This is a genomic window from Pedobacter sp. (assembly GCF_039594775.1).
Taxonomy (GTDB): Bacteria; Bacteroidota; Bacteroidia; order Sphingobacteriales; family Sphingobacteriaceae; genus Pedobacter.
In genome coordinates this window covers 211,003-230,857 of sequence record NZ_JBCNMT010000006.1, presented here as the reverse complement: position 1 = coordinate 230,857, position 19,855 = coordinate 211,003, and the positions used below count along the sequence as shown (strand labels likewise).

Here is a 19,855-nt window from a genome sequence, read left to right as displayed (position 1 = left end):
CTTTTTTTTTGCTAGTGAAGGTTTTAAATAGGCTTACGAAGTTTTTAATCTATGTGTCTATGTGGTTCTCTTAAATGAACCACATAGACACATAGCGCACACTGCTTATAGAGACTTACGATTTTGGGACCTTTGTAAGTATGAAAGCGTAATAAATAATGACAACCGCCTTGCGTTCCCAGCTCCTTTAAATCAATAAGTTTTAAGTTAAATCGTCACCATTATGTCATGAAAGATAAAAAATCTCCTTAAATTTAATTAGCTGCACGGAGTTTGTAGTTGTTTATGCAACTATTGTTATGATAACTAATTTGATTTCATTAGAAGATAAGTACAATTTGCTAGGAGGCAGGTTGTTCATGTATGCAAGCAGGGTGCTTACACAAAAGTTTAAGCTTAATAGCATATCGCTCACTAAAGAGCAATGGACCGTTCTAATGCAGCTATGGATGAAAGATGGCATTTCGCAACAAGTAATTGCCAATGCCACTGGAAAAGACAAACCTAGCATGACCAGATTGCTAGACAATCTCGAAAGGGATGGCTACATTGAAAGACGAGCCGACGCCAAAGACAGAAGGCTCAACTTGATATTCCTGACCAAAAAAGGGTTGGAAGTTGAAAAACAAGTAATGCCGGTAGCCGAGGAGGTTTTAACAGAACTTACCCGAGGGCTAACGGTACAGGAAATAGAAACAGTAAAAAATGTGTTCAACAAAATCTACAATAATATAGGCGTGTTATAATATGAGAAGAATTTTTTTAGGAATAGCGGTTTGCTTCATAGTGGGGCTGCCGCATTTACATGCCCAGCAATTTTATGTTTCCGAAACACTTAAACGTGCTATTGATGCCGCACTTATGGAAGACAAGGGGCTGGCAAATCACGATTTGGAAATACAAAAGTTGACGCTCCAACGTAAGGAAGTGCTTAATAAGTACATTCCTACCATAGACGCTATGGCCATGTATGGTTATTTTAACAATACCTTGGGTATTGACCTTCCAACATTGAATTTGCCCATTACAGGAATTTCTTTGTTTGATGGTCAGCAGAACTTTAAAAATAGGGGCAATCTTTTCTTTGGTGGGCTAACTGCAAAATCGGTGCTTTTTAGCGGCGGACAAATTATTAACGGTGCCAAAGCTATTGAAGCTAAAAAGCAGGGTACTGAATATTTGGCCTCTCCGAAAAAGGATTCGGTGATTAGGGATGTTGTTTATTCCTTTGATCAAATCCGTTTGTTGACCGAGGCGCAAAAATTGGTGGATGAAAGTGAAGTCCGTTTAAATAAAGAAAGAGAGCGGGTAGAGAAAGCTATTGCCAATGGTTTAGCCATTCCCTATGATCGAGATAAAATCAAATTAGCAGTTTTGGAATTGGCTTCAAAAAAAATAGAGCTGGAAGGTAAACGTAAAGTATTGTATCAAAAGCTGCATGTGTTGACCCACTATAGCAATGCAAAAATTGATAGCGTGGTTTATCAATTAGAGCCTATAGTGTTATTGGAGCCGCTTAATACTGATAATAGAGCAGAGATTAAAGCTCTTGAAAATTTCAAAACGGCCTATCAATTCATGTTAAAGAAAGAGAAGGGAAGCCTTTTACCTGTGGTTGGCGCTTTCGGAAGTTATAGCTATGCCTCGGTATTTGATGCAAAAACCACCTTTAGCGGTCCGGTTACCAATAATAATTATTCTTTGGGGCTTAATAGCGCCAAACTATCTCCCAATTTTATTGCAGGAGTGGCGTTGAAATGGAATATTTTTAGTGGTTTTGAACGCAAGCATAAAATTGATGAAGCTAAAATCAATATCCAACAGATAGAAAATAAACTAGCCGATTCGAGAGAGAAAGTGCAGCTACAGCTGCAAAATAATAATGTGCAATATGAAACTTTATTAAGACAGATTGATATTGCGGCACAAAGAGAGAAAATTGCTAAAAACAATCTATTAATTGCGCAAAAGCAATATAATACCGGATTGATTAACGTAACCGAACGTTTAACGGTAGAAACGGATATCTATCAAACGTCACTACAAAAAATTAACAGTATCGTAGAGCAGAGAAAACTCGCTTTAGAGACCATCTCGGCTACAGGAAACTTACAAAATTCACTTCAAGTAAAATAAGTTATGAAGAAATATACTTTTATACTATTAGGTATGCTTGCATTGATATCATGCAGACCAAAAAATAATATGGATAGCCTTATACAAGGTAAAGTGGAGCGAGATGAACTTGCTGTAGTAGGTAAAATCGCTGGACGTATTTCAAAAATATATGTAAATGAAGGTGATTTGGTGAAAAAAGGAGATACGCTTGCGGTATTGGATATTCCAGAGGTAGAAGCTAAAAAGGCACAGGCACAAGGTGCGGTTAAATCTGCAGATGCCCAATATGCCATGAGCGTGCACGGTGCTACGGCAAACCAATTAAAGCAGTTGAATGCAAAGAAATCTGCCTTAAAAGAGCAATATGAGTTTGCCAAAAAATCGTTGAAACGTATTGAGGCAATGGTGGTTGATTCATTGGTGCCACAACAGCAATATGATGAGGTATTTGCTAAATACCAAGGTGCTTTGGCACAGTACACGGCGGTAGAAGCTGAAATTGCCGATGTGAAAAATGGTGTGCGTATGGAGCAGCAAACCATGGCCTTGGGGCAAAAAGATAGAGCACTGGGTGCTTTGCAAGAAGTAAAAACGGCTGAAAAAGAAAGGTATGTAATTGCACCACAGGATATGATGCTTGAAACCATTACCCTAAAAGTGGGAGAATTGGCCTTGCCTGGTTACACCCTATTTACCGGTTCATTAAACAATACGACCTATTTCCGTTTTACAGTTCCTGAAAGCGAGTTGAGCAAATATAAAAAAGGTGAAGAAATTGAAGTGACGGTACCTTATTTGAAGGATAAAAAAGTAAGCGGCGTGATTAGGAACATTAAACAAATTGGTGCGTATGCGAATATCGCCACGGCATATCCTGATTACAATATGCAAGATGCACTTTATGAAATCAGTGTGTCGCCAAAACAGGCTACAGAAGCTGCCGAAATATTAACCAAATCTACAGTGACCATAACCAAACGATAATGAGAGTTTTTTTTGAACTATTAAAGCGTGAGTTCGCACTGTTTTGGAACAACAGTGTGTTGCGCATCCTTTTCATTGGAGCGCCCATTATGTATGGTGTATTGCTTGGCTATGTATATAACAAAGGTAAAGTAACTGATTTGCCTATTGTGGTGGTAGACAAAGACCAGAGCAAGATGAGTAAAAAAGCATTGCAAATGATGGAGGATAACGAAGTATTGACCATATCCGCATTACTGCCCAACGAGGATAATCTCACCAGAACAGCACTTGAAAATGAGGCAGTGTGTATTGTTATTATTCCCGAAGGGTTTGAAAAAGGTGTACTGACGAAGAAATATCCAGAAATAACCACCATTGTGAATACGGCAAATGTGCTTACTGCAAATTATGCTTCTACGGCATTGCAGGTATGTTTGGGAACGCTTAAGGTGGGCGTACAATTAGAAACGCTTAGAAAGCAAGGGGTACCAGAGAATTTACTGATGAGCCAATATGAGCCTTTCAAAACCACTTTCATCAAAAAGAACAACCGTTCTACAAACTACATGTACTTTTTGTGGCCTGGTATATTGGCTACTGTTTTACAACAGGTTTTAATGCTAGGCTTGGCCCTTTCTTTCGCCTCTGAGTTTGAAAACGGGACGTTTAAATTTTTGGTAAACAAAACGTCTTCTACCTTTAAGCTTATTATGGTCAAGGTAATTCCTTACCTGGTCATGAGTTTTGGTATTTGGCTCATCTATTGGTTATTTACTTGGTGGTTTAAGATTCCATTTTATGAAAATTTGGGAACGCTTACGCTCACCGCTGGATTATTTGTACTGTCGGTTTGTTTTATTGGTATTTTGGTGAGTTTATTAATCCCTAGCCAATTAAAAGCTACGGAGGTATTGATGGTCATTGCTACGCCTAGTTTTATCCTATCAGGTTTTACTTGGCCATTGAGCCAAATGCCCGAGTGGATACAGTATATTGCTTCCATCATTCCATTAACACATTTCCTGCCGATATTCAGGGTTTTGATTATTGAAAATGGTCCAACGGATTTGATTTATCCTTATGTCCAAAATTTAATCATCATTACTGCTGTTGGTTTTGTCCTTTCATATGCTGCGTTAGCGTATAAAAAAAGAAAGCTGCTAAAGGAAACCGCTGTCGTAAAGAAAAAGGAATAATCACTCATTGGGGGATAGCAAAAAATCTGTTATCCCTCGGTGAGTTTAAGTGGTAATAGCTTAAGTTCGATTATTGCCAACTTTGTTTGCTGACCCTGAAATAAATTACCTTCGGTGAACTCACCAAGGCTTGGTTTATTGCATAGCTTTCCGCTTCGCTACCTGCCTACCGCAGGCAGGCAGGTCAGGGTGACGTCAGGTGAGTGGTTCGTCATGTTGAATTTATTTTACTACGTAGCTTTCCGCTTCGCTACAGGTCAGCATCTGCTTTACGGGTTGTTTTGAAAAATTTAATAATCGAACTGAATTTAATAGTTTTTAATCATCTCGAGCAATTTCTCGTTTAAAACTGAGGTGATTTTACCTGGCTTGCCATCGCCAATAGGTTTACCGTCAAGACTAAGCACTGGTAAAATATTCTTGGTAGAACTGCTGATAAACGCTTCGTCTGCGTTAGCCAGATCATCGAGGGTAAAATCTTGTTCTTTAACCTCTATGCCATCAAGGTGTATGCCCAATATTTTACCACGAGTAATGCCACGTAAAATTCCGCTAATTGGCGTAAAAACTTGCCGGTTTTTTATCATGAAAATATTGGCCCTTGGGCATTCTCTTACGTCGCCATGGTTGTGATATAAAAGATCGTCGGCCTGTTTCAGTTTCAATAGTGGTTGAAGGCGAATGGCTTGCAGATAATCAATCGTTTTTACCGAAGATAGTTGTCTTTGATAATTGTGGGATAATAAATTTAAACCTTTATCAAAACTGGTAGGATTATATTCAAAAGGTGTTTGTACAATCACCAGGTTTGGTTTTGCAATTTGATAGCCATCCTCAGAATAACCGCCTGTTAGGATGATTTTTAGTCCTGAATTTGCAATATTGTTTTTTTCAAGAAGTGAGGTTACTGCAGTGAAGAGGTCTGTCCTGTCAAAATCAACTTCAAGGTTCATTTCACCTGCGGAGTTAAAAAAACGGTTGAAATAATCCTCGATAAAAATGGGTTTTCCATTTACGGTTTTAAGAAAGTCGAAAATACCATAGCCTCGTTGTACAGCTAAATCGGTAACTAAAAGTTTGGCCTCATTTTCGAGAAGTAATTGACCGTTAACGTAGGTATATGTATTGCCCATTTTTGTTTAATATTTTTTATCTAGAGTCTAAAAATGACGGCAAGGACCGTATCAAAACCAAAGTTTGAAATAAAAAATAAAAGAATGAAACTAGATTAGAAAAAAGAACAAAATGAATGTCGCATTCATTTTGATTATCTAACTTGCAGCAATGGTAGTAGGTGCGATTATATTTTTTGATGGTGTGTGTAATTTATGTAATGGCGCAGTGCAGTTTGTCATTAAACGGGACCGTCGTGAGGTGTTTAAGTTTGCCTCTTTGCAAAGCGATTTCGCAAAAGAAACGTTGAATGGCTCTGCTTTAAAGTTAGCTCATGGAGATAGCTTGGTATTACTGGAAAATGGAAAATTGTACGAGCAATCAACCGCCGTACTGCGTATTGCCAAAAAGCTGCCTGGTTTATGGCCATTGCTTTACGCTTTTATCATCGTGCCCCCTTTTTTGAGAAATGCCATATATAGATGGGTCGCTCGTCATCGTTACCAATGGTTCGGTAAACAAAATCAATGTTGGGTACCAACTCCGTCGCTTAAAAGTAGATTCTTGGATTAACTAGATTTCGGGATAAGCGTTCCGTGATTTTTCGACATCCCCAGCCTTCGCAAATCGTCTTTTTTCTAATAAATTGAGTTAGATTGTTGTTTGGTTGATTTTTAGTCAAATGATGCCAGCTTTGTTTTACTGACCCTGAAAAATAAATTACCTTCGGTGAACTCGCCAAGGCTCGGTTTATTGCATAGCTTTCCGCTTCGCTACAGGTCAGCATCAGCTTTAGAGAATTAAAAAAACATGTTAAAATAGAGCGTAAATATTATAAAAAGAACAAAGGTGAGTCTTCGGTTTTATCGTAAAATAGTTTTCTTGTAGATTGCCTGTGGACTAATTAAGCGCTAATTCCATCTCTTGCGATTTGAAATTTGCTTAATTATCTTTTTCTTTATAGTGACAAACGATTACGCTTTATGAAGAAAAGTACTTCCTATGATTTAACGAGTAGCGAATTTAAAAAAGCCGCTCGAAAAGCCATTCTTGCTATTATATTTTTTATGCTGTCTTATTTGCTGCTATTTGCTCTGTCCATTGGATTGGTGGTTTTGTGTGGCGCATTAGGCATTGGTTTAATAGCGCTTAAACCTAGTGTGATTACCCTTGGTTTGGGGATTGGCTTAATTGGACTGGGGGTAATTGTTTTCGTTTTTTTGGTAAAGTTTATCTTTAAAAAACACAAAATAGATAGGTCTCATTTGATTGAACTAACGGAAGAAGATGCCCCATTGCTTTACGAGGAAATAAGAGATATCGTAGATAAAGTGCAAACCACTTTTCCAAAAAAGATATACCTATCGCACGAGGTAAATGCCTGTGTATTCTATGATTCGACTTTTTTGAGTATGTTTTTGCCCGTGAAGAAGAATTTGCAGATAGGAATGGCTTTGGTGAATAGTACTTCTAGAACAGAATTAAAAGCAATTTTGGCGCATGAATTTGGTCATTTCTCTCAACGTTCCATGAAAGTAGGTAGCTATGTTTATACCGTGAACCAAATCATCTTTAACATGCTTTATGATAATGAAGGATATGGAAATGCCGTTCAGCGCTTTGCTAACGTGAGCGGCTATTTTGCCTTTTTTGTGGCTATAGGTGTTAAAATTATTGAAGGTATTCAGTGGGTGTTAAAGAAACTTTATCATGTGGTGAACATCCAACATTTGGAACTTTCAAGGGAAATGGAATTTCACGCGGATGCCATTGCGGTGACCGTAGTGGGTAGCCAGCCTTTTGTATCCTCATTAATGAGATTAGATTTGGCCAATAATGCTTTTGACAGGACGCTTAGCTACTACGAACAGAAAATCTCAGCCAATGTCAAACCTAAAAATATCTATCCCCAACATCGTCATATCATGAATGCTTTGGCGCAAGACTCGGGAATAGATTTTGTAAATGACATGCCACAGGTAACTAAGGAATACCTAAACCACTACAACAAATCAAAATTGGTAATTAAAAACCAATGGGCCAGTCATCCAAGTACCGAGGACAGGGTAGATGCCATCACCTCAGGTAGCTTTCCGCAAGGTGATGATAATGGCGAACCAGCATTGGTGTTGTTTGGTAAAGCAGATGAATTGCAAGCTACTGTAACGGAGCTGTTGTTTGCCAATGTGGAATATAAGGGCCAAATAACTTTTGACGAAATGGCAAGTTTTGTAGCCGAATACGAAGAAGATTTTAAGGCAGGTAGCTTCCCTAAAGCATTTAATGGATACTATAATAATTATAATCCTAGTAAGTTTGATTTAGAACAGTCGACACTTACGGAAACTATCTTAACGTTTGATGAGCTCTTCGGTACAGATAAGGTGGATATGATTTACAGTGCAGTATGTTTGGAAACGGATATCATGACCATCAAACAAATTCACGAAGGAGATACCGAAATTAAAACCTTTGAATACGATGGCGTTAAATATGTGAAAACAGATATTTATGAGTTGCTGCCCAAATTGGAAAAGGAACTATTGGATATCAAAGCTGCTTTAGTCATTAACGACGAAAGTATTTATCATTATTTTAAGCAAGAAGCTGCTAAAAATAGTTCGGGAGATTACTTTACCGGAAAATATCAAACCTTTTTGGAGTTTGATAAAATTTATGATGAGGCGTTAACGATTTACAACAGAGTGGCAGATGAAACGAGTTTTATACAAATCACTACGCCTTTTGCAGAAATTAGAGAAAACCTCCTGAAGTTTGCACGAACAGAAAGTCAGCTTAAAACACAGATGACTTTTTTATTAGCGCTGCCGTATGTAAATGTTGATCTGGCATTAAAGGAAAAAGTGGATGCTTATTTATCGAAACACGCCTTAATTTATTTTACAGGTAATAGTTATAATGACGATGAGTTAGAAATTCTTTTTGGTGCTGCAAATGCCTTTAAAGAAATACTGTATCAAAACTACTTTGAAGTAAAGAAAAATCTTTTAGAAGAAATGGCACGTTTGCACGCCATTAGAGTAGCAATTTAATGTAAATTGGGATATACATTTTGTGACTTTTCGGTACCTCCAGCGCTAGTAAAACCTCTTTTTTTTACTAAAAACGGCCTTGGCCCGTTCTTTAAAAGTTAGCCAATTGCAGGATAATGCCCTTATGTGTCTATGTGGTTATATGAAACACATAGGCACATCGTAATCGTAATGGCATTAACAAAATGTCGTACCCTATCCTTTATTTTTCTAAAAGAGCGACATAAAATAACCTTTCCACTTCATCACCTGCTTTGCTGGTTATTTTTTCGGTGAAAGAAGAAATATCCTTGATTTTAAAGTTTGCTGCTTCTGCTAAGGTGTTAATCCTGTCTTTGCTGTAAAGGTCAAACCCATAAGCGGTAAAAGGTAAGCTTTCCATAAAATCTTTATCAGCAAAACCAATGGCAAAAGTGCCTCCAGGTTTTAACACTCTGTAAATTTCTTTGATGAATTCTTTAGGTCTTTCCCAAAAATAAATGGTATTTACGGTGAGTATTTTGCTAAAGGTATTGTCTGAAAAAGGAATGTTGTTGCCATTATATAGGTGGAAAGAAGCTCTGTTGGCTTCAATAGCTACATTGTTGGCTTCCGAAGCTTGTTTTTGCATCAGTTCCGAAATTTCCAATCCGTAATAAGATGTATGCTCAGCTCGGTTCAAGATTTCAGGTAAGTGCTTACAATTGCCATGACCAAGCTCCAAGATTAAGTCACCTTTAGAGATATTCAGCGCCTCAATGGCCTTTCTGGTCATGCCAATATTGTTTTCGTGCATATTGTTGGCAACTTCTATGCCTTCGGTATTTGCAGGGCAGCTTAATTGCTTGGCCAGTTGTTTTAGAAAATCTTGGTCGTAGTTTTTCATTTTTCTCCTTTCGGTGTTGGGCGCCATAACCATAAACTAGCAATCACCAAAGGAATGGTGATGCTTAAACTTGCTAATTTAAGCTGACCTCTTTTAACTGCTATATCAGCATCTGAAGTGGTGAAAATAAAGATGGTTTCCTTAATAGCCCAAATAGCAATAATGGTAAGAAGTACAGCGATGATTTTGCGCAACATAATGAATAAATAGAATTGATGTCCTAATATCCGCTTTTTTGGTCGATTTACGAGGCTAAAAATGAAAAGAAGGGATTGAGATGATAATAAGCCACAGATGCACCGATAAAACAAAAATAGATAATTTAAAATCTGTGTATCTGTGGCAAAAAGAATTATTCCGCTATTTGAAGTACCATACGGCCTTCAATTTCTGCTTTCTTCATTTTGTCGAAAACGTCATTGATATCTTCTAGTTTTGCTGCGGTTACATTGGCTTTTACTTTACCTTCCACCGCAAATTCAATGGCTTCTTGTAAATCTTTACGAGTTCCTACAATGGAACCTCTAATGGTAATGCGATTCAGAACGGTATCAAATATCGATAAATCAAAGTTTCCAGGAGGTAATCCATTTAAAGCCATAGTTCCTTTGCGGCGTAGGGTTTCTAATCCTTGCTTAAAGGCAATAGGAGATACTGCTGTTATTAAAGCACCATGCATGCCTCCCGTCTCTTTTTTGAGGAACTCGCCTGGGTTTTGTTCTTTCGCATTTACTACTAAATCAGCACCTAAACGTTTGGCCAAATCCAATTTGTCGTTACCCACATCAATAGCCGCTACATGCATGCCCATGGCTTTGGCGTATTGAACTGCCACGTGACCTAAACCGCCAATACCTGAAATAGCTACCCATTCGCCAGGTTTAACTTCTGTTTCCTTTAAACCTTTATAAACCGTTACACCAGCACAAAGGATTGGCGCCATTTGTAAAAAGTTGGTATTTGCAGGGAGATGCCCTACGTAACGAGCATCAGCAATGACATATTCTGCGAAACCTCCATCCACACTATAGCCTCCATTTTGCTGGCTTTCGCAAAGGGTTTCCCATCCCGTAATGCAATGGTCACAGCATCCGCAGGCACTGTATAGCCAAGGCACACCTACAGCATCGCCTTCTTTTACATTGTTTACATCAGGGCCAACAGCCACTACATAGCCTACGCCTTCATGTCCGGGAATCAATGGCATTTTGGGTTTAACAGGCCAATCGCCTTCAACGGCATGTAGATCGGTGTGACAAACGCCGCTGGCAATCACTTTTACCAATATTTGGTTTCTGCCAGGCCTTTTTACCTCAACTTCTTCGATTTGCAGCGGTGCCCCGAACTCGCGAACAACGGCTGCTTTCATGGTGTTTGGAAGCATAATTTTAATGATTTAGTGAACAATTATTGATGAATAAAAATAGCTAGATTGGTATTTTTCAAAGCTGACGCAAATCAGTTTAAAATGAGATTTGAATAAGATTTGTTAAATTCATTGGCATAAAAAAACCAGCAAGCCAATAGGCTCACTGGCAAATCAAACCAAAATATAAACTAAGAATTTATTTTGCAGTGGTAATAGGTTCAAGGTTATTCAGTTCCTCTTCTGTGAACAGCCTGTAATGTATTTTAAAGGTTTTGCCAAGGGGAGTTTCCAACGAAAACCCACCAACGCCAAATCCATCCAACACATCTAGGGTAAAGTGCGAGTGCTTCCAGTATTCGAAAAGGTCCTTATCCACCCAAAACTCACATCCTTCTACTGTTCCAATGCATACATCGTGCATACGTACGTAAAAGCCACCTTTTTCGAAACACTGAGGCTGTGTGCCTTCGCAACAACCACCCGCCTGATAAAACATCAATTCGCCATGTTTGGCTTTCAGTTCTTGTATCAGTTCTTTAGCTTTCTCGGTACTGTCTAATCGCTTCACCATTTTTTCTCCTTTCTGTTTATGCATTTAATAGCTCCTTCGCTACGCTCTGGATGACAAAAAATGCTTATTTAAAAGAAGCCTAATTTATTTTTATTGTAAGAAATCAACATATTTTTGGTTTGGCGGTAGTGTCCCAACATCATCTTATGGTTCTCTCTACCCACCCCTGATTGCTTGTAGCCACCAAAAGGAGCGCCTGCTGGATACGAATGGTATTGGTTTACCCAAACACGGCCTGCCTGTATGGCTCTAGGCACTTGATAAAGTTCATGGGCGTCGCGGGTCCAAACGCCAGCACCTAAACCATATAAAGTGTCGTTAGCAATTTCTATAGCTTCTTCAACGGTTTTAAAAGTAGTTACTGCTAGCACTGGACCAAAAATCTCTTCTTGGAAAATACGCATTTTGTTGTGGCCTTTAAAAATGGTTGGCTTGATATAATAACCACCGCCTAATTCACCTGGAAGCTGGTTCACTTCGCCGCCAGTTAATACTTCGGCACCCTCTTGTTTTCCTAGCTCGATGTAGGTTTTAATTTTTTCAAATTGAATTTTGGAAGCTTGCGCCCCCATCATTACCGTTTTATCTAATGGACTACCTACTTTGATAGCGTTAGTACGTTCAATTACTTTGGCAATAAATCGCTCATAAATGTCCTCCTGTACCAATAACCTTGATGGGCAGGTGCAAATTTCACCTTGATTTAAGGCAAATAGAACGGCTCCTTCAATGGCCTTGTCTAAAAAAGCATCATCTTCATCCATCACAGAGTTGAAGAAAATATTCGGAGATTTTCCGCCTAATTCCAAAGTTACTGGGATAATGTTTTCGGTGGCATATTGCATCACCAAACGTCCGGTAGGTGTAGAGCCTGTAAAGGCGGCCTTGGATACTTTAGGGTTGGTCACTAAATGACGACCAAGCTCAGCGCCAAAACCATTCACCACATTCACTACCCCTGGAGGTAATAAATCGCCAATCAGCTCCATTAACACCATGATAGAAGTTGGAGTGCTTTCCGCAGGTTTCAATACCACGGTATTACCAGCGGCTAGGGCAGGGGCAAGTTTCCATATGCCCATTAATAAAGGGAAGTTCCAAGGGATAATTTGTGCCACCACACCAATAGGTTCGTGAACAATTAAGGAAACTGTATGCTCATCTAATTCAGTATGGGAACCTTCTTCAGCACGAATCACCGAAGCAAAATATCTGAAATGGTCCACACCTAAAGGTAAATCGGCATTTAATGTTTCCCTAATGGCCTTACCGTTATCAATGGTTTCCACCGTAGCTAAATATTCCAAATTGTCCTCCATGCGTTGGGCAATTTTGTTAAGGATAATGCTTCTTTCAGTGGATGAAGTTTTGCTCCATGTTTTAAAGGCTTCGGCAGCAGCGTTAACTGCTAACTCTAGGTCTTCAGGCGATGAATGAGCAGCTTTGGTGAATACTTTTCCATCAATAGGAGAAATGTTGTCGAAATATTTTCCGTTTACTGGAGCCACAAATTGGCCGTTGATATAATTGTCGTAGTGCGATTTAAACTCTGGTCTTTTTACAATTTGTTCCATGATTTTAAAATTTGGTTATTACAAACCTACGAGCATGGCCCCTTTGAGGATAGTAAAATAGTTTCAACCGATAGCACTATTGTTTCAGGTAATGTAATAGATTTGAAATAATGATATATTTACTTAACAAAAGATATACTCACTCGTTATTGGAATAAAGGGGGGACGAAAAATGAATCACAAACTTGATTTGGTAAAGTTAAGCAGCGAATCAAAGCTGCAAACACTGGTAGAAAACAGGACATCGTATAGCTTGGAAAGATGCGAGCTAAGTGTTTTTGAAACCTATACAGAGTCGTACAAAGTACCCTTAACTTTTAACGATTTTGTAATTACCAGTATGTTGCGTGGCAAAAAGGTAATGCACCTCAACGAAAAGAAGGAGTTTGAATACTTGCCGGGTGAAACGGTGATAGTGCCTCCATCTGAAACCATGCGTATCGACTTCCCAGAAGCCACTGATTTTAACCCGACACAGTGTATTGCTTTGGCTATTGATAACCATCAAATCAAGCAGACCATTCGATATTTAAACGAGTATTTCCCCAAGGAAAGTAATGGCGAGGAATGGAAGCTTAACTATGATGAGTACCATTTTTACAACAATGAAGAAATTGCTTACCTCATCAACAAAATTATCAAAGTTTGTTCTGACACTTCTAGGGAAAAAGATGTATTGGCCGATTTGACTCTGAAAGAACTTTTGGTAAGGATCATGCAGACCCAAAACCTTAATGTTTTACATGGTGAGGCCGCTAGCCATAATCCCTTAGCTTATGTGATTGGCTATATCAAATCTAACCTCAACGAAAAAATCAGCATTGAAAGCCTCAGCAATAAAGCTTGTATGAGCAAGGCGACCTTTTATAGGCTTTTCAAAAGAGAATTAGGTATAAGTCCTAACGATTTTATTTTGACCGAAAAGATGAAAAAGGCCAAGGAAATGCTGTTGAAACCAGGGATTAAAATCGCTGCAATTAGCTACGAACTAGGTTTTAGTGATGCCAATTATTTCATCAGGACATTTAAAAAAGTGGTAGGGATGACACCTGGAGCATTTCAGTCACAAAGCATGGTATCGAGATTGAGTTTTTAATAAAAAAGCGTAACATTTACTGCTACGCTCCACACAAATCATTTAGTTTTTACTAAAATTCTTTTTCTTTCTTCAGTTTTTCTTCGTTTCTATAGTAGTCATAAAGACTCCATATTAATAAAACTACACCTAAAGCTAACAATGGAAATTTTACCCAGTCGGCTCCATCGTTGAAGCAAATTACAGTAATGAACAAGGCTACTACGCTCAATCTTTCTTTGTTTTCTATCGTTGTCATAATGTTTTTGTTTTAAAGTTTATACCTCATTAGTATAAGGAAACAGAAAACGTTACAACATTTTATTTTTTTAAGAAAGCTCCTCGATTTTTGCTTTTAATCCGCTATCTGTTTTTTGAAAATACTCCTATTCATCCATTTTCCTAGAATGATAATTAGTACCCCAAAAGATTTGAGGGTATATGCTTATGGAGGAAATTGGAAATGCTAACGCAAAGATTTTTCCATTATGATGACATAATTAATTCACAACAGGACTAAGATACCTTTTGCTATAGGTAATTCCCATTAAATCATAGCGTTTAAACTGCGTTTTCAGCCTGTTTAAAAAGTCTGCATAATTCTTCTGTTCTTTTTGCGACCATTGGATTTCGCTTAGTGCATCCATTCTTGGAAACAACATATATTCAACTTTGGCTGGATTGCCAATGTATTCTGACCATAAATTGCCTTGGGCACCCCAAATATATTTGGCCTGTTCTGCATTAAGCTCTACTGGCACGGGCTCGTAGTTGTAAACGGTTTCAAGCGGTAAGAATTTATTAGCAGCTAAACTATCCTCTTTCATAAATTGCTTATGGTTAAGGTATAGCTTTTCTTCTGGGCTCATGACTACCTTTTGTTTTACTTTTGCTGCGGCTATACCACCTTTTTCGCCACGCCAGCTCATTACCACGGCATTTGGAGCTAGACCACCATCCAAAATTTCGTCCCAGCCAATAATGGTTTTGCCCTTGCTGTTCACAAATTTCTCAATACGGTGAATGAAATAGCTTTGTAAGGCCACTTCGTCTTTGATACCTTTCTCCTTCATGATTTTTTGGGTCTCGACAGATTGTTTCCACCACACTTTCGAAGCTTCGTCGCCACCAATATGGATATATTGTGAAGGGAATAGGTTCATCACTTCGGTGAGTACATCTTCTAAAAAGGAGAAAGTTTTATCATTAGGCTGAAAAACGTTGTTGTATTTGTTCATCATTCCCCAAGTTTCGGCCACTTTATAAGGCTTGTTAGGTTCAGTACCAAACTCAGGATAAGCAGCTAAGGCGGCCATGCTATGCGCTGGCATTTCAATTTCTGGAATAATGGTGATGTATCTATCGGCAGCATACTTGATCACGTCTTTAATCTCTTCTTGGGTATAATAACCGCCATGGCGAATGCCATCTGTTTTAATCACTGCATTGGCGGGAGTGATTTTAACGTCGTTAGGTAAAACCTGATACTTAATGTTTTCATTTCCCTCTCCAGGCCACAACCCGATAATGCTACCATTACGCCAAGCGCCAATTTCGGTCAATTTTGGATACTTCTTGATTTCTATGCGCCAGCCGTGGTCGTCAGTTAGATGCCAATGAAAATAGTTCATTTTACGCATGGCCAAGTAATCGATGTACTTTTTCACGAAGTTCACATCAAAAAAATGACGACTTACATCTAAGTGCATTCCGCGATAAGCGAAGCGTGGATAGTCGGTAACCGATACAGCCGGTAGGATTAAAGTAGCTGCTTTTGTAGTAGGCAATAATTGGATTAAGGTTTGAATGCCATAAAAAACGCCGGGATTCGAAGTGCCGGTAAGGGAAACATTTTCTGAAGAAACAGCCAACGTATAAGCATTATCAAATTTAGCTATGCTTGTGTTAACACTTAAGGAAATATAGTTGTCTGCAGGTTTAACCGAGGTAATGGTTAATTTAAATTGAAGGTATTTTTCAAGATAATCATTAAAGAAAACAGCTGCATTTCTAAGCGAATCGTTCTCGATAACAATTCTGGTTTGGGTGTTAATGCTAAAACCTTTTTGTTGAGATTCAACTTTTAGGGATACAGGTTTAGGAATAATGTTTACTTGTGCGGTTGATAGGAGCACATTAATCAGGATTAATCCGGTAAGTACAAATTTCTTCATATCCAAAAATAGTACTTTTTATGAGTTTTTTTAATGGAATTTGCAGGTATTTGCGGAAAACAACTGATTGCTTGATAAAATAAACCTGATTGAACGGAATAGCCCGGAATGTAGCGTAGCGAAATGAGGACTATGAGCGAAAGCGGGGCAGGAGCAACCAAAGAGCTAACAGTATTGATTTGCGACTATTAATGGCTAGAATATATCGCGTTAGTAACTAAAATGTACTAGGGTGTATAAGGTGGTTTAGAAAGAGATGCCTCGTCAGTGCGCTTCCCTCAGAATAATAAAACAACGTAACGGGATGATAACAAAAAAGCCTCGAAGTAATTCGAGGCTTTAATATTTATGGGTTGGTTAAAGAATTAGCCTTTAGCTTTTTTCTCTTCACCTTCCATTTGAGATTTCAATTGAGCCAATACATCAAGATCACCTAATGTTGATTTCTCTACTGAATCTTTCACTTTTTTCACTGCTGAGCTAGCTGCTTTAGCTTCTTTTTTCTTAGCTGCTTTCTCTTCGCTTACAGCTTCTGCTTTAGCTTCTTCCCAGATACGAGCGTGAGAAACTACGATACGTTTAGCATCTTTGTTGAATTCAATGATTTTGAAATCAGCAGTTTCTTCAGCTTTCAAAGTGGTACCATCTTCTTTAGCCATGTGTTTTGTTGGAACAAAACCTTCAACGCCATATGGTAATGCAATTACAGCACCTTTGTCGGTTACTTTAATTACAGTTCCTTGGTGAATTGAATCTAAAGTGAAGATTGTTTCGAAAGTATCCCAAGGATTTTCTTCCAATTGTTTGTGGCCTAAAGATAATTTGCGGTTGTCAACATCAAGTTCTAAAACTACCACATCTAAAGTATCACCAACTTTGGTAAACTCGTTAGGATGGTTGATTTTTTTGCTCCAAGAAAGATCAGAAATGTGGATTAATCCATCAATTCCTTCTTCAATCTCAACAAATACACCAAAGTTAGTCATGTTTTTAACAACAGCTTGGTGTTTGCTTCCAACTGGATATCTTTCAGCAACATTTTGCCAAGGATCTTGAGTTAATTGTTTAATACCCAAGCTCATTTTGCGCTCATCGCGGTCTAAAGTTAATACTTCAGCTTCGATTTCGTCACCAACTTTCAAGAACTCTTGTGGAGAACGCAAGTTTTGTGACCAGCTCATTTCTGAAACGTGGATCAAACCTTCAACACCAGGGATGATTTCTAAGAAAGCACCGTAATCTGCAACAGTTACGATTTTACCTTTTACTTTAGAACCTACTTGGATCGCAGTATCTAAATTCTCCCAAGGGTGAGCAGTTAATTGTTTCAAGCCTAAAGCGATACGTTTTTTCTCATCGTCAAAGTCTAAAACAACCACGTTGATTTTTTGGTCTAATGCCAATACTTCTTTCGGATGCTCTATGCGGCCCCAAGAAATATCAGTGATGTGCAATAAACCATCTACGCCACCAAGATCGATGAATACACCGAAGTCAGTGATATTTTTAACAGTACCTTCAAGTACTTGTCCTTTTTCTAATTTAGAAACGATTTCTGATTTTTGTGATTCTAGATCGTCCTCAATCAATACTTTGTGCGATACTACTACGTTTTTGAACTCATGGTTAATTTTAACCACTTTGAATTCCATAGTTTTACCTACGTAAACATCGTAATCGCGGATTGGTTTGATGTCGATTTGAGAACCAGGTAAGAAGGCCTCAACACCCATGATGTCAACGATAAGACCACCTTTAGTACGGCTCTTAACAAAACCGTTGATGATTGTGTCGTTATCAAGTGCTTCGTTGATAAGCTCCCAAGAACGTTGGGTTTTAGCTCTCTTGCGAGATAAGATTAATTGGCCGTTAGCATCTTCAGGTGCTTCTACAAACACGTCAACTTTATCGCCAATTTTCAAATCAGGTAGATCTCTGAACTCAGAAGCAGAAACTAAACCGTCAGATTTGAAACCTACGTTTAATACTACGTCTTTGTTGTTGATAGATACTACAGTACCAGAGATGATCTCACCTTGGTTGATTTGATTGAAAGTATCGGTATACATTGCTTCAAACTTTTTACGGTCTTCGTCATTGTAGTTACCAAAAACTTTGTCGTCTGCATCCCAGTCAAAATCTTGATCTGGAGTTGCCAATTGTGATTTGATCTGTTCGATCGATACCGAATCAGCTTCTGACTCGATAGTTTCTTTTTGGTTCAAACGGGCGTCTGCACCTTGCAATTCGGCTGTTTTAGCCTCTAGTTCTTTTTCTGCTACTTGTTTTTTAGCCATTAATTAATTATCTCCTTTTTCCCTGTTTAGGGACCGCAAAGGTACGGATAATTTTAAAAAACCAAAACTATTTTGAAATAAATATGGCTGATAGCTAACGGATTAAAATTTGCTTTGTGCGTTTTATATGCCATTGTTCGAACCGTTGATGTGTGTTGGCGTAAAGTTTTATTTTATGAAAAGGAATTTGCTGCAATATGGCAAATATACTCCCGCGATCCGCTGCAATCTTTTTGTTTTGGTACTATTGTCATCCTGAGCTTGTCGAAAGATCTGTTTCATGCGCTTCGACAAGCTCAGCGTGACACTACCAATAAAAGACAAGCAAAACAAAAAGTATTCCCTGCCTACCGCAGGCAGGCGCTGCTATCGGGTTTAAATAACCTAAGTCTGTACAAAGCACCAACTTTGCGACCTTTGTATAGCGCTTATTTTTGTAAACCGCCAAGATTTATTAAGTTTTCGCAAAGAACGCGAAAAATAGTGCATCAACTTTGTCAATTTTCTATAAAGCTGTCTAATAAAGATTGACAAAGTTTTACAATGGATTCTTCACTACGTTCAGAATGACAGGTGAAACAAAAAGTATTTTGGCTGGTTTATGGTTAATTTTTTAGTTTCTCCAAAACCTTCTCCAATTTTTTCTTGTCATTAGCGTAAGGCTGCAGATCAAATAATTTTACTGCCCTAAATTCAATAGGATGGCTTTCACTTTGTAGGGCAATATAGCCACCAGTTAAGGCCTTGCCATCTTGTTTTACCTTTGGATCGAAATTGGTCACATTACCACCACCAATTTTTGGATGGGTATAGGTTAACACCGTATCGCCATTAATAATATGTTTGATGATAGAATCTCCCAATACCAAAAACTCTGCAGTAACCCATTGGTCGCCATGATAGGTTTTTGAACTGCTGTTTAAACAATGTGGGGTAAATAAACTACCCTTGATTTCGATGGTAGTTCCGGGCGTACAAACATTGCCCGTTGGGCGTTCATCTTTACCGTTCCCACCTAAAAACTGTCCTTCTATGGAAATGGGAAAATTTTGGTCTTTAAGCATGGTCGCGGGATCTTGGCAATGCAGCATGGCACCGCTATTTCTAAAGGCCCATCCTTCACCGCCTTTGGCCTGTTCGCCAACAAATCTGTATTCTACTTTTAAAAGATAATTGGAAAAAGGCTTCTTGTAAAAGATATGCCCGTATTGCTGGTCAAAATTCTCATAACCATCATACTTCACTTTCATCATTCCATTCTCTACATAAAAAGTATTGCCAAAATTCTCATTATATTCATGTTTGGCAATTTTAATGTTCCAATCTTTAAGATCTTTTCCATTAAAAAGATTGATCCATCCTTTTTGGGCAAAACTATGAAACGAATTGGATAGTAAAATGGTGAAAATTATTAGGAATTGAGCGGGTTTAAACATCTTCATTGGAATTACATTTAAAATCAGAAGTTTCTAAGATAAGGTAAC

The 19,855-nt window shown here is 38.3% G+C and carries 17 protein-coding genes; 7 read left to right on the top strand and 10 right to left on the bottom strand.

The window, feature by feature from the left end:
* Positions 1 to 299 precede the first annotated feature (299 nt).
* From ABDV71_RS15500 to ABDV71_RS15485, 4 genes are read left to right on the top strand one after another with little or no spacing between them, the layout of a single operon-like run.
* A complete protein-coding gene (locus tag ABDV71_RS15500; RefSeq protein WP_343534127.1) occupies positions 300 to 746 on the top strand; it encodes a MarR family transcriptional regulator in 447 nt (148 codons plus the stop codon).
* A gap of 1 nt (position 747) precedes the next feature.
* Positions 748 to 2,136: a TolC family protein gene (locus ABDV71_RS15495; protein ID WP_343534126.1), complete on the top strand. Its 1,389-nt coding sequence runs from the start codon at positions 748 to 750 to the stop codon at positions 2,134 to 2,136.
* Positions 2,137 to 2,139: 3 nt separating this feature from the next.
* Positions 2,140 to 3,102, top strand: a complete 963-nt coding sequence (locus tag ABDV71_RS15490) for an efflux RND transporter periplasmic adaptor subunit (protein WP_343534125.1) — start codon at positions 2,140 to 2,142, stop codon at positions 3,100 to 3,102.
* Positions 3,102 to 4,280 carry an ABC transporter permease gene (locus tag ABDV71_RS15485; protein ID WP_343534124.1) on the top strand — a complete coding sequence of 393 codons (1,179 nt, stop codon included), beginning with the start codon at positions 3,102 to 3,104 and terminating at the stop codon, positions 4,278 to 4,280. The genes ABDV71_RS15490 and ABDV71_RS15485 overlap by 1 nt, the downstream gene beginning before the upstream one ends.
* A 308-nt stretch (positions 4,281 to 4,588) precedes the next feature.
* Here ABDV71_RS15485 and ABDV71_RS15480 read toward each other — a convergent pair whose 3' ends face one another.
* A complete protein-coding gene (locus tag ABDV71_RS15480) occupies positions 4,589 to 5,413 on the bottom strand; it encodes an aminotransferase class IV (protein ID WP_343534123.1) in 825 nt (274 codons plus the stop codon).
* A gap of 151 nt (positions 5,414 to 5,564) precedes the next feature.
* On the opposite strand from ABDV71_RS15480, the gene ABDV71_RS15475 reads away from it, so the two are divergent.
* Complete coding sequence (locus tag ABDV71_RS15475; RefSeq protein ID WP_343534122.1) at positions 5,565 to 5,966, top strand: DCC1-like thiol-disulfide oxidoreductase family protein; 402 nt, start codon at positions 5,565 to 5,567, stop codon at positions 5,964 to 5,966.
* A gap of 410 nt (positions 5,967 to 6,376) precedes the next feature.
* A complete protein-coding gene (locus ABDV71_RS15470; RefSeq protein ID WP_343534121.1) occupies positions 6,377 to 8,446 on the top strand; it encodes a M48 family metallopeptidase in 2,070 nt (689 codons plus the stop codon).
* A gap of 202 nt (positions 8,447 to 8,648) precedes the next feature.
* Here ABDV71_RS15470 and ABDV71_RS15465 read toward each other — a convergent pair whose 3' ends face one another.
* The 5 genes from ABDV71_RS15465 to ABDV71_RS15445 form a co-directional block, all read right to left on the bottom strand.
* Positions 8,649 to 9,311: a class I SAM-dependent methyltransferase gene (locus ABDV71_RS15465; protein ID WP_343534120.1), complete on the bottom strand. Its 663-nt coding sequence runs from the start codon at positions 9,309 to 9,311 to the stop codon at positions 8,649 to 8,651.
* Positions 9,308 to 9,508 (bottom strand): hypothetical protein, encoded by a 201-nt coding sequence (locus ABDV71_RS15460; protein WP_343534119.1) that lies wholly within the window; start codon positions 9,506 to 9,508, stop codon positions 9,308 to 9,310. Before ABDV71_RS15460 ends, ABDV71_RS15465 begins: the two co-directional genes overlap by 4 nt.
* A 155-nt stretch (positions 9,509 to 9,663) precedes the next feature.
* Entirely contained in the window at positions 9,664 to 10,695 is a 1,032-nt protein-coding gene (gene adhP, locus ABDV71_RS15455; protein ID WP_113664252.1) for an alcohol dehydrogenase AdhP, read from the bottom strand.
* 181 nt (positions 10,696 to 10,876) lie between these two features.
* Positions 10,877 to 11,275, bottom strand: coding sequence for a DUF779 domain-containing protein (locus ABDV71_RS15450; RefSeq protein WP_343534117.1), 399 nt, complete (start codon positions 11,273 to 11,275; stop codon positions 10,877 to 10,879).
* Positions 11,276 to 11,319: 44 nt separating this feature from the next.
* Positions 11,320 to 12,825, bottom strand: coding sequence for an aldehyde dehydrogenase family protein (locus ABDV71_RS15445; protein WP_343534115.1), 1,506 nt, complete (start codon positions 12,823 to 12,825; stop codon positions 11,320 to 11,322).
* Positions 12,826 to 12,997: 172 nt separating this feature from the next.
* Between ABDV71_RS15445 and ABDV71_RS15440 the strand changes: the two genes are divergently transcribed.
* On the top strand, positions 12,998 to 13,921 hold the full coding sequence (locus ABDV71_RS15440) for an AraC family transcriptional regulator (RefSeq protein ID WP_343534113.1): 924 nt from the start codon (positions 12,998 to 13,000) through the stop codon (positions 13,919 to 13,921).
* 52 nt (positions 13,922 to 13,973) lie between these two features.
* On the opposite strand, the gene ABDV71_RS15435 is transcribed toward ABDV71_RS15440, so the two are convergent.
* From ABDV71_RS15435 to ABDV71_RS15420, 4 genes are all read right to left on the bottom strand, one after another.
* Positions 13,974 to 14,159, bottom strand: coding sequence for a hypothetical protein (locus ABDV71_RS15435; RefSeq protein WP_343534111.1), 186 nt, complete (start codon positions 14,157 to 14,159; stop codon positions 13,974 to 13,976).
* A 241-nt stretch (positions 14,160 to 14,400) separates the two neighbouring features.
* Positions 14,401 to 16,074, bottom strand: coding sequence for a beta-N-acetylhexosaminidase (locus tag ABDV71_RS15430; protein ID WP_343534109.1), 1,674 nt, complete (start codon positions 16,072 to 16,074; stop codon positions 14,401 to 14,403).
* Positions 16,075 to 16,439: 365 nt separating this feature from the next.
* Positions 16,440 to 18,371, bottom strand: a complete 1,932-nt coding sequence (gene rpsA / locus ABDV71_RS15425; RefSeq protein WP_113664259.1) for a 30S ribosomal protein S1 — start codon at positions 18,369 to 18,371, stop codon at positions 16,440 to 16,442.
* A gap of 605 nt (positions 18,372 to 18,976) precedes the next feature.
* On the bottom strand, positions 18,977 to 19,813 hold the full coding sequence (locus tag ABDV71_RS15420; RefSeq protein ID WP_343534106.1) for a DUF1080 domain-containing protein: 837 nt from the start codon (positions 19,811 to 19,813) through the stop codon (positions 18,977 to 18,979).
* Between the last annotated feature and the right edge of the window lie 42 nt (positions 19,814 to 19,855).

Coding starts and splice junctions, on each gene's coding strand:
- ABDV71_RS15420 (WP_343534106.1), bottom strand. CDS start 19,813: ATGAAGATGTTTAAACCCGCTCAATTCCTAATAATTTTCACCATTTTA.
- ABDV71_RS15490 (WP_343534125.1), top strand. CDS start 2,140: ATGAAGAAATATACTTTTATACTATTAGGTATGCTTGCATTGATATCA.
- rpsA (WP_113664259.1), bottom strand. CDS start 18,371: ATGGCTAAAAAACAAGTAGCAGAAAAAGAACTAGAGGCTAAAACAGCC.
- adhP (WP_113664252.1), bottom strand. CDS start 10,695: ATGCTTCCAAACACCATGAAAGCAGCCGTTGTTCGCGAGTTCGGGGCA.
- ABDV71_RS15495 (WP_343534126.1), top strand. CDS start 748: ATGAGAAGAATTTTTTTAGGAATAGCGGTTTGCTTCATAGTGGGGCTG.
- ABDV71_RS15500 (WP_343534127.1), top strand. CDS start 300: ATGATAACTAATTTGATTTCATTAGAAGATAAGTACAATTTGCTAGGA.
- ABDV71_RS15475 (WP_343534122.1), top strand. CDS start 5,565: ATGGTAGTAGGTGCGATTATATTTTTTGATGGTGTGTGTAATTTATGT.
- ABDV71_RS15465 (WP_343534120.1), bottom strand. CDS start 9,311: ATGAAAAACTACGACCAAGATTTTCTAAAACAACTGGCCAAGCAATTA.
- ABDV71_RS15440 (WP_343534113.1), top strand. CDS start 12,998: ATGAATCACAAACTTGATTTGGTAAAGTTAAGCAGCGAATCAAAGCTG.
- ABDV71_RS15485 (WP_343534124.1), top strand. CDS start 3,102: ATGAGAGTTTTTTTTGAACTATTAAAGCGTGAGTTCGCACTGTTTTGG.
- ABDV71_RS15450 (WP_343534117.1), bottom strand. CDS start 11,275: ATGCATAAACAGAAAGGAGAAAAAATGGTGAAGCGATTAGACAGTACC.
- ABDV71_RS15460 (WP_343534119.1), bottom strand. CDS start 9,508: ATGTTGCGCAAAATCATCGCTGTACTTCTTACCATTATTGCTATTTGG.
- ABDV71_RS15480 (WP_343534123.1), bottom strand. CDS start 5,413: ATGGGCAATACATATACCTACGTTAACGGTCAATTACTTCTCGAAAAT.
- ABDV71_RS15470 (WP_343534121.1), top strand. CDS start 6,377: ATGAAGAAAAGTACTTCCTATGATTTAACGAGTAGCGAATTTAAAAAA.
- ABDV71_RS15445 (WP_343534115.1), bottom strand. CDS start 12,825: ATGGAACAAATTGTAAAAAGACCAGAGTTTAAATCGCACTACGACAAT.
- ABDV71_RS15435 (WP_343534111.1), bottom strand. CDS start 14,159: ATGACAACGATAGAAAACAAAGAAAGATTGAGCGTAGTAGCCTTGTTC.
- ABDV71_RS15430 (WP_343534109.1), bottom strand. CDS start 16,074: ATGAAGAAATTTGTACTTACCGGATTAATCCTGATTAATGTGCTCCTA.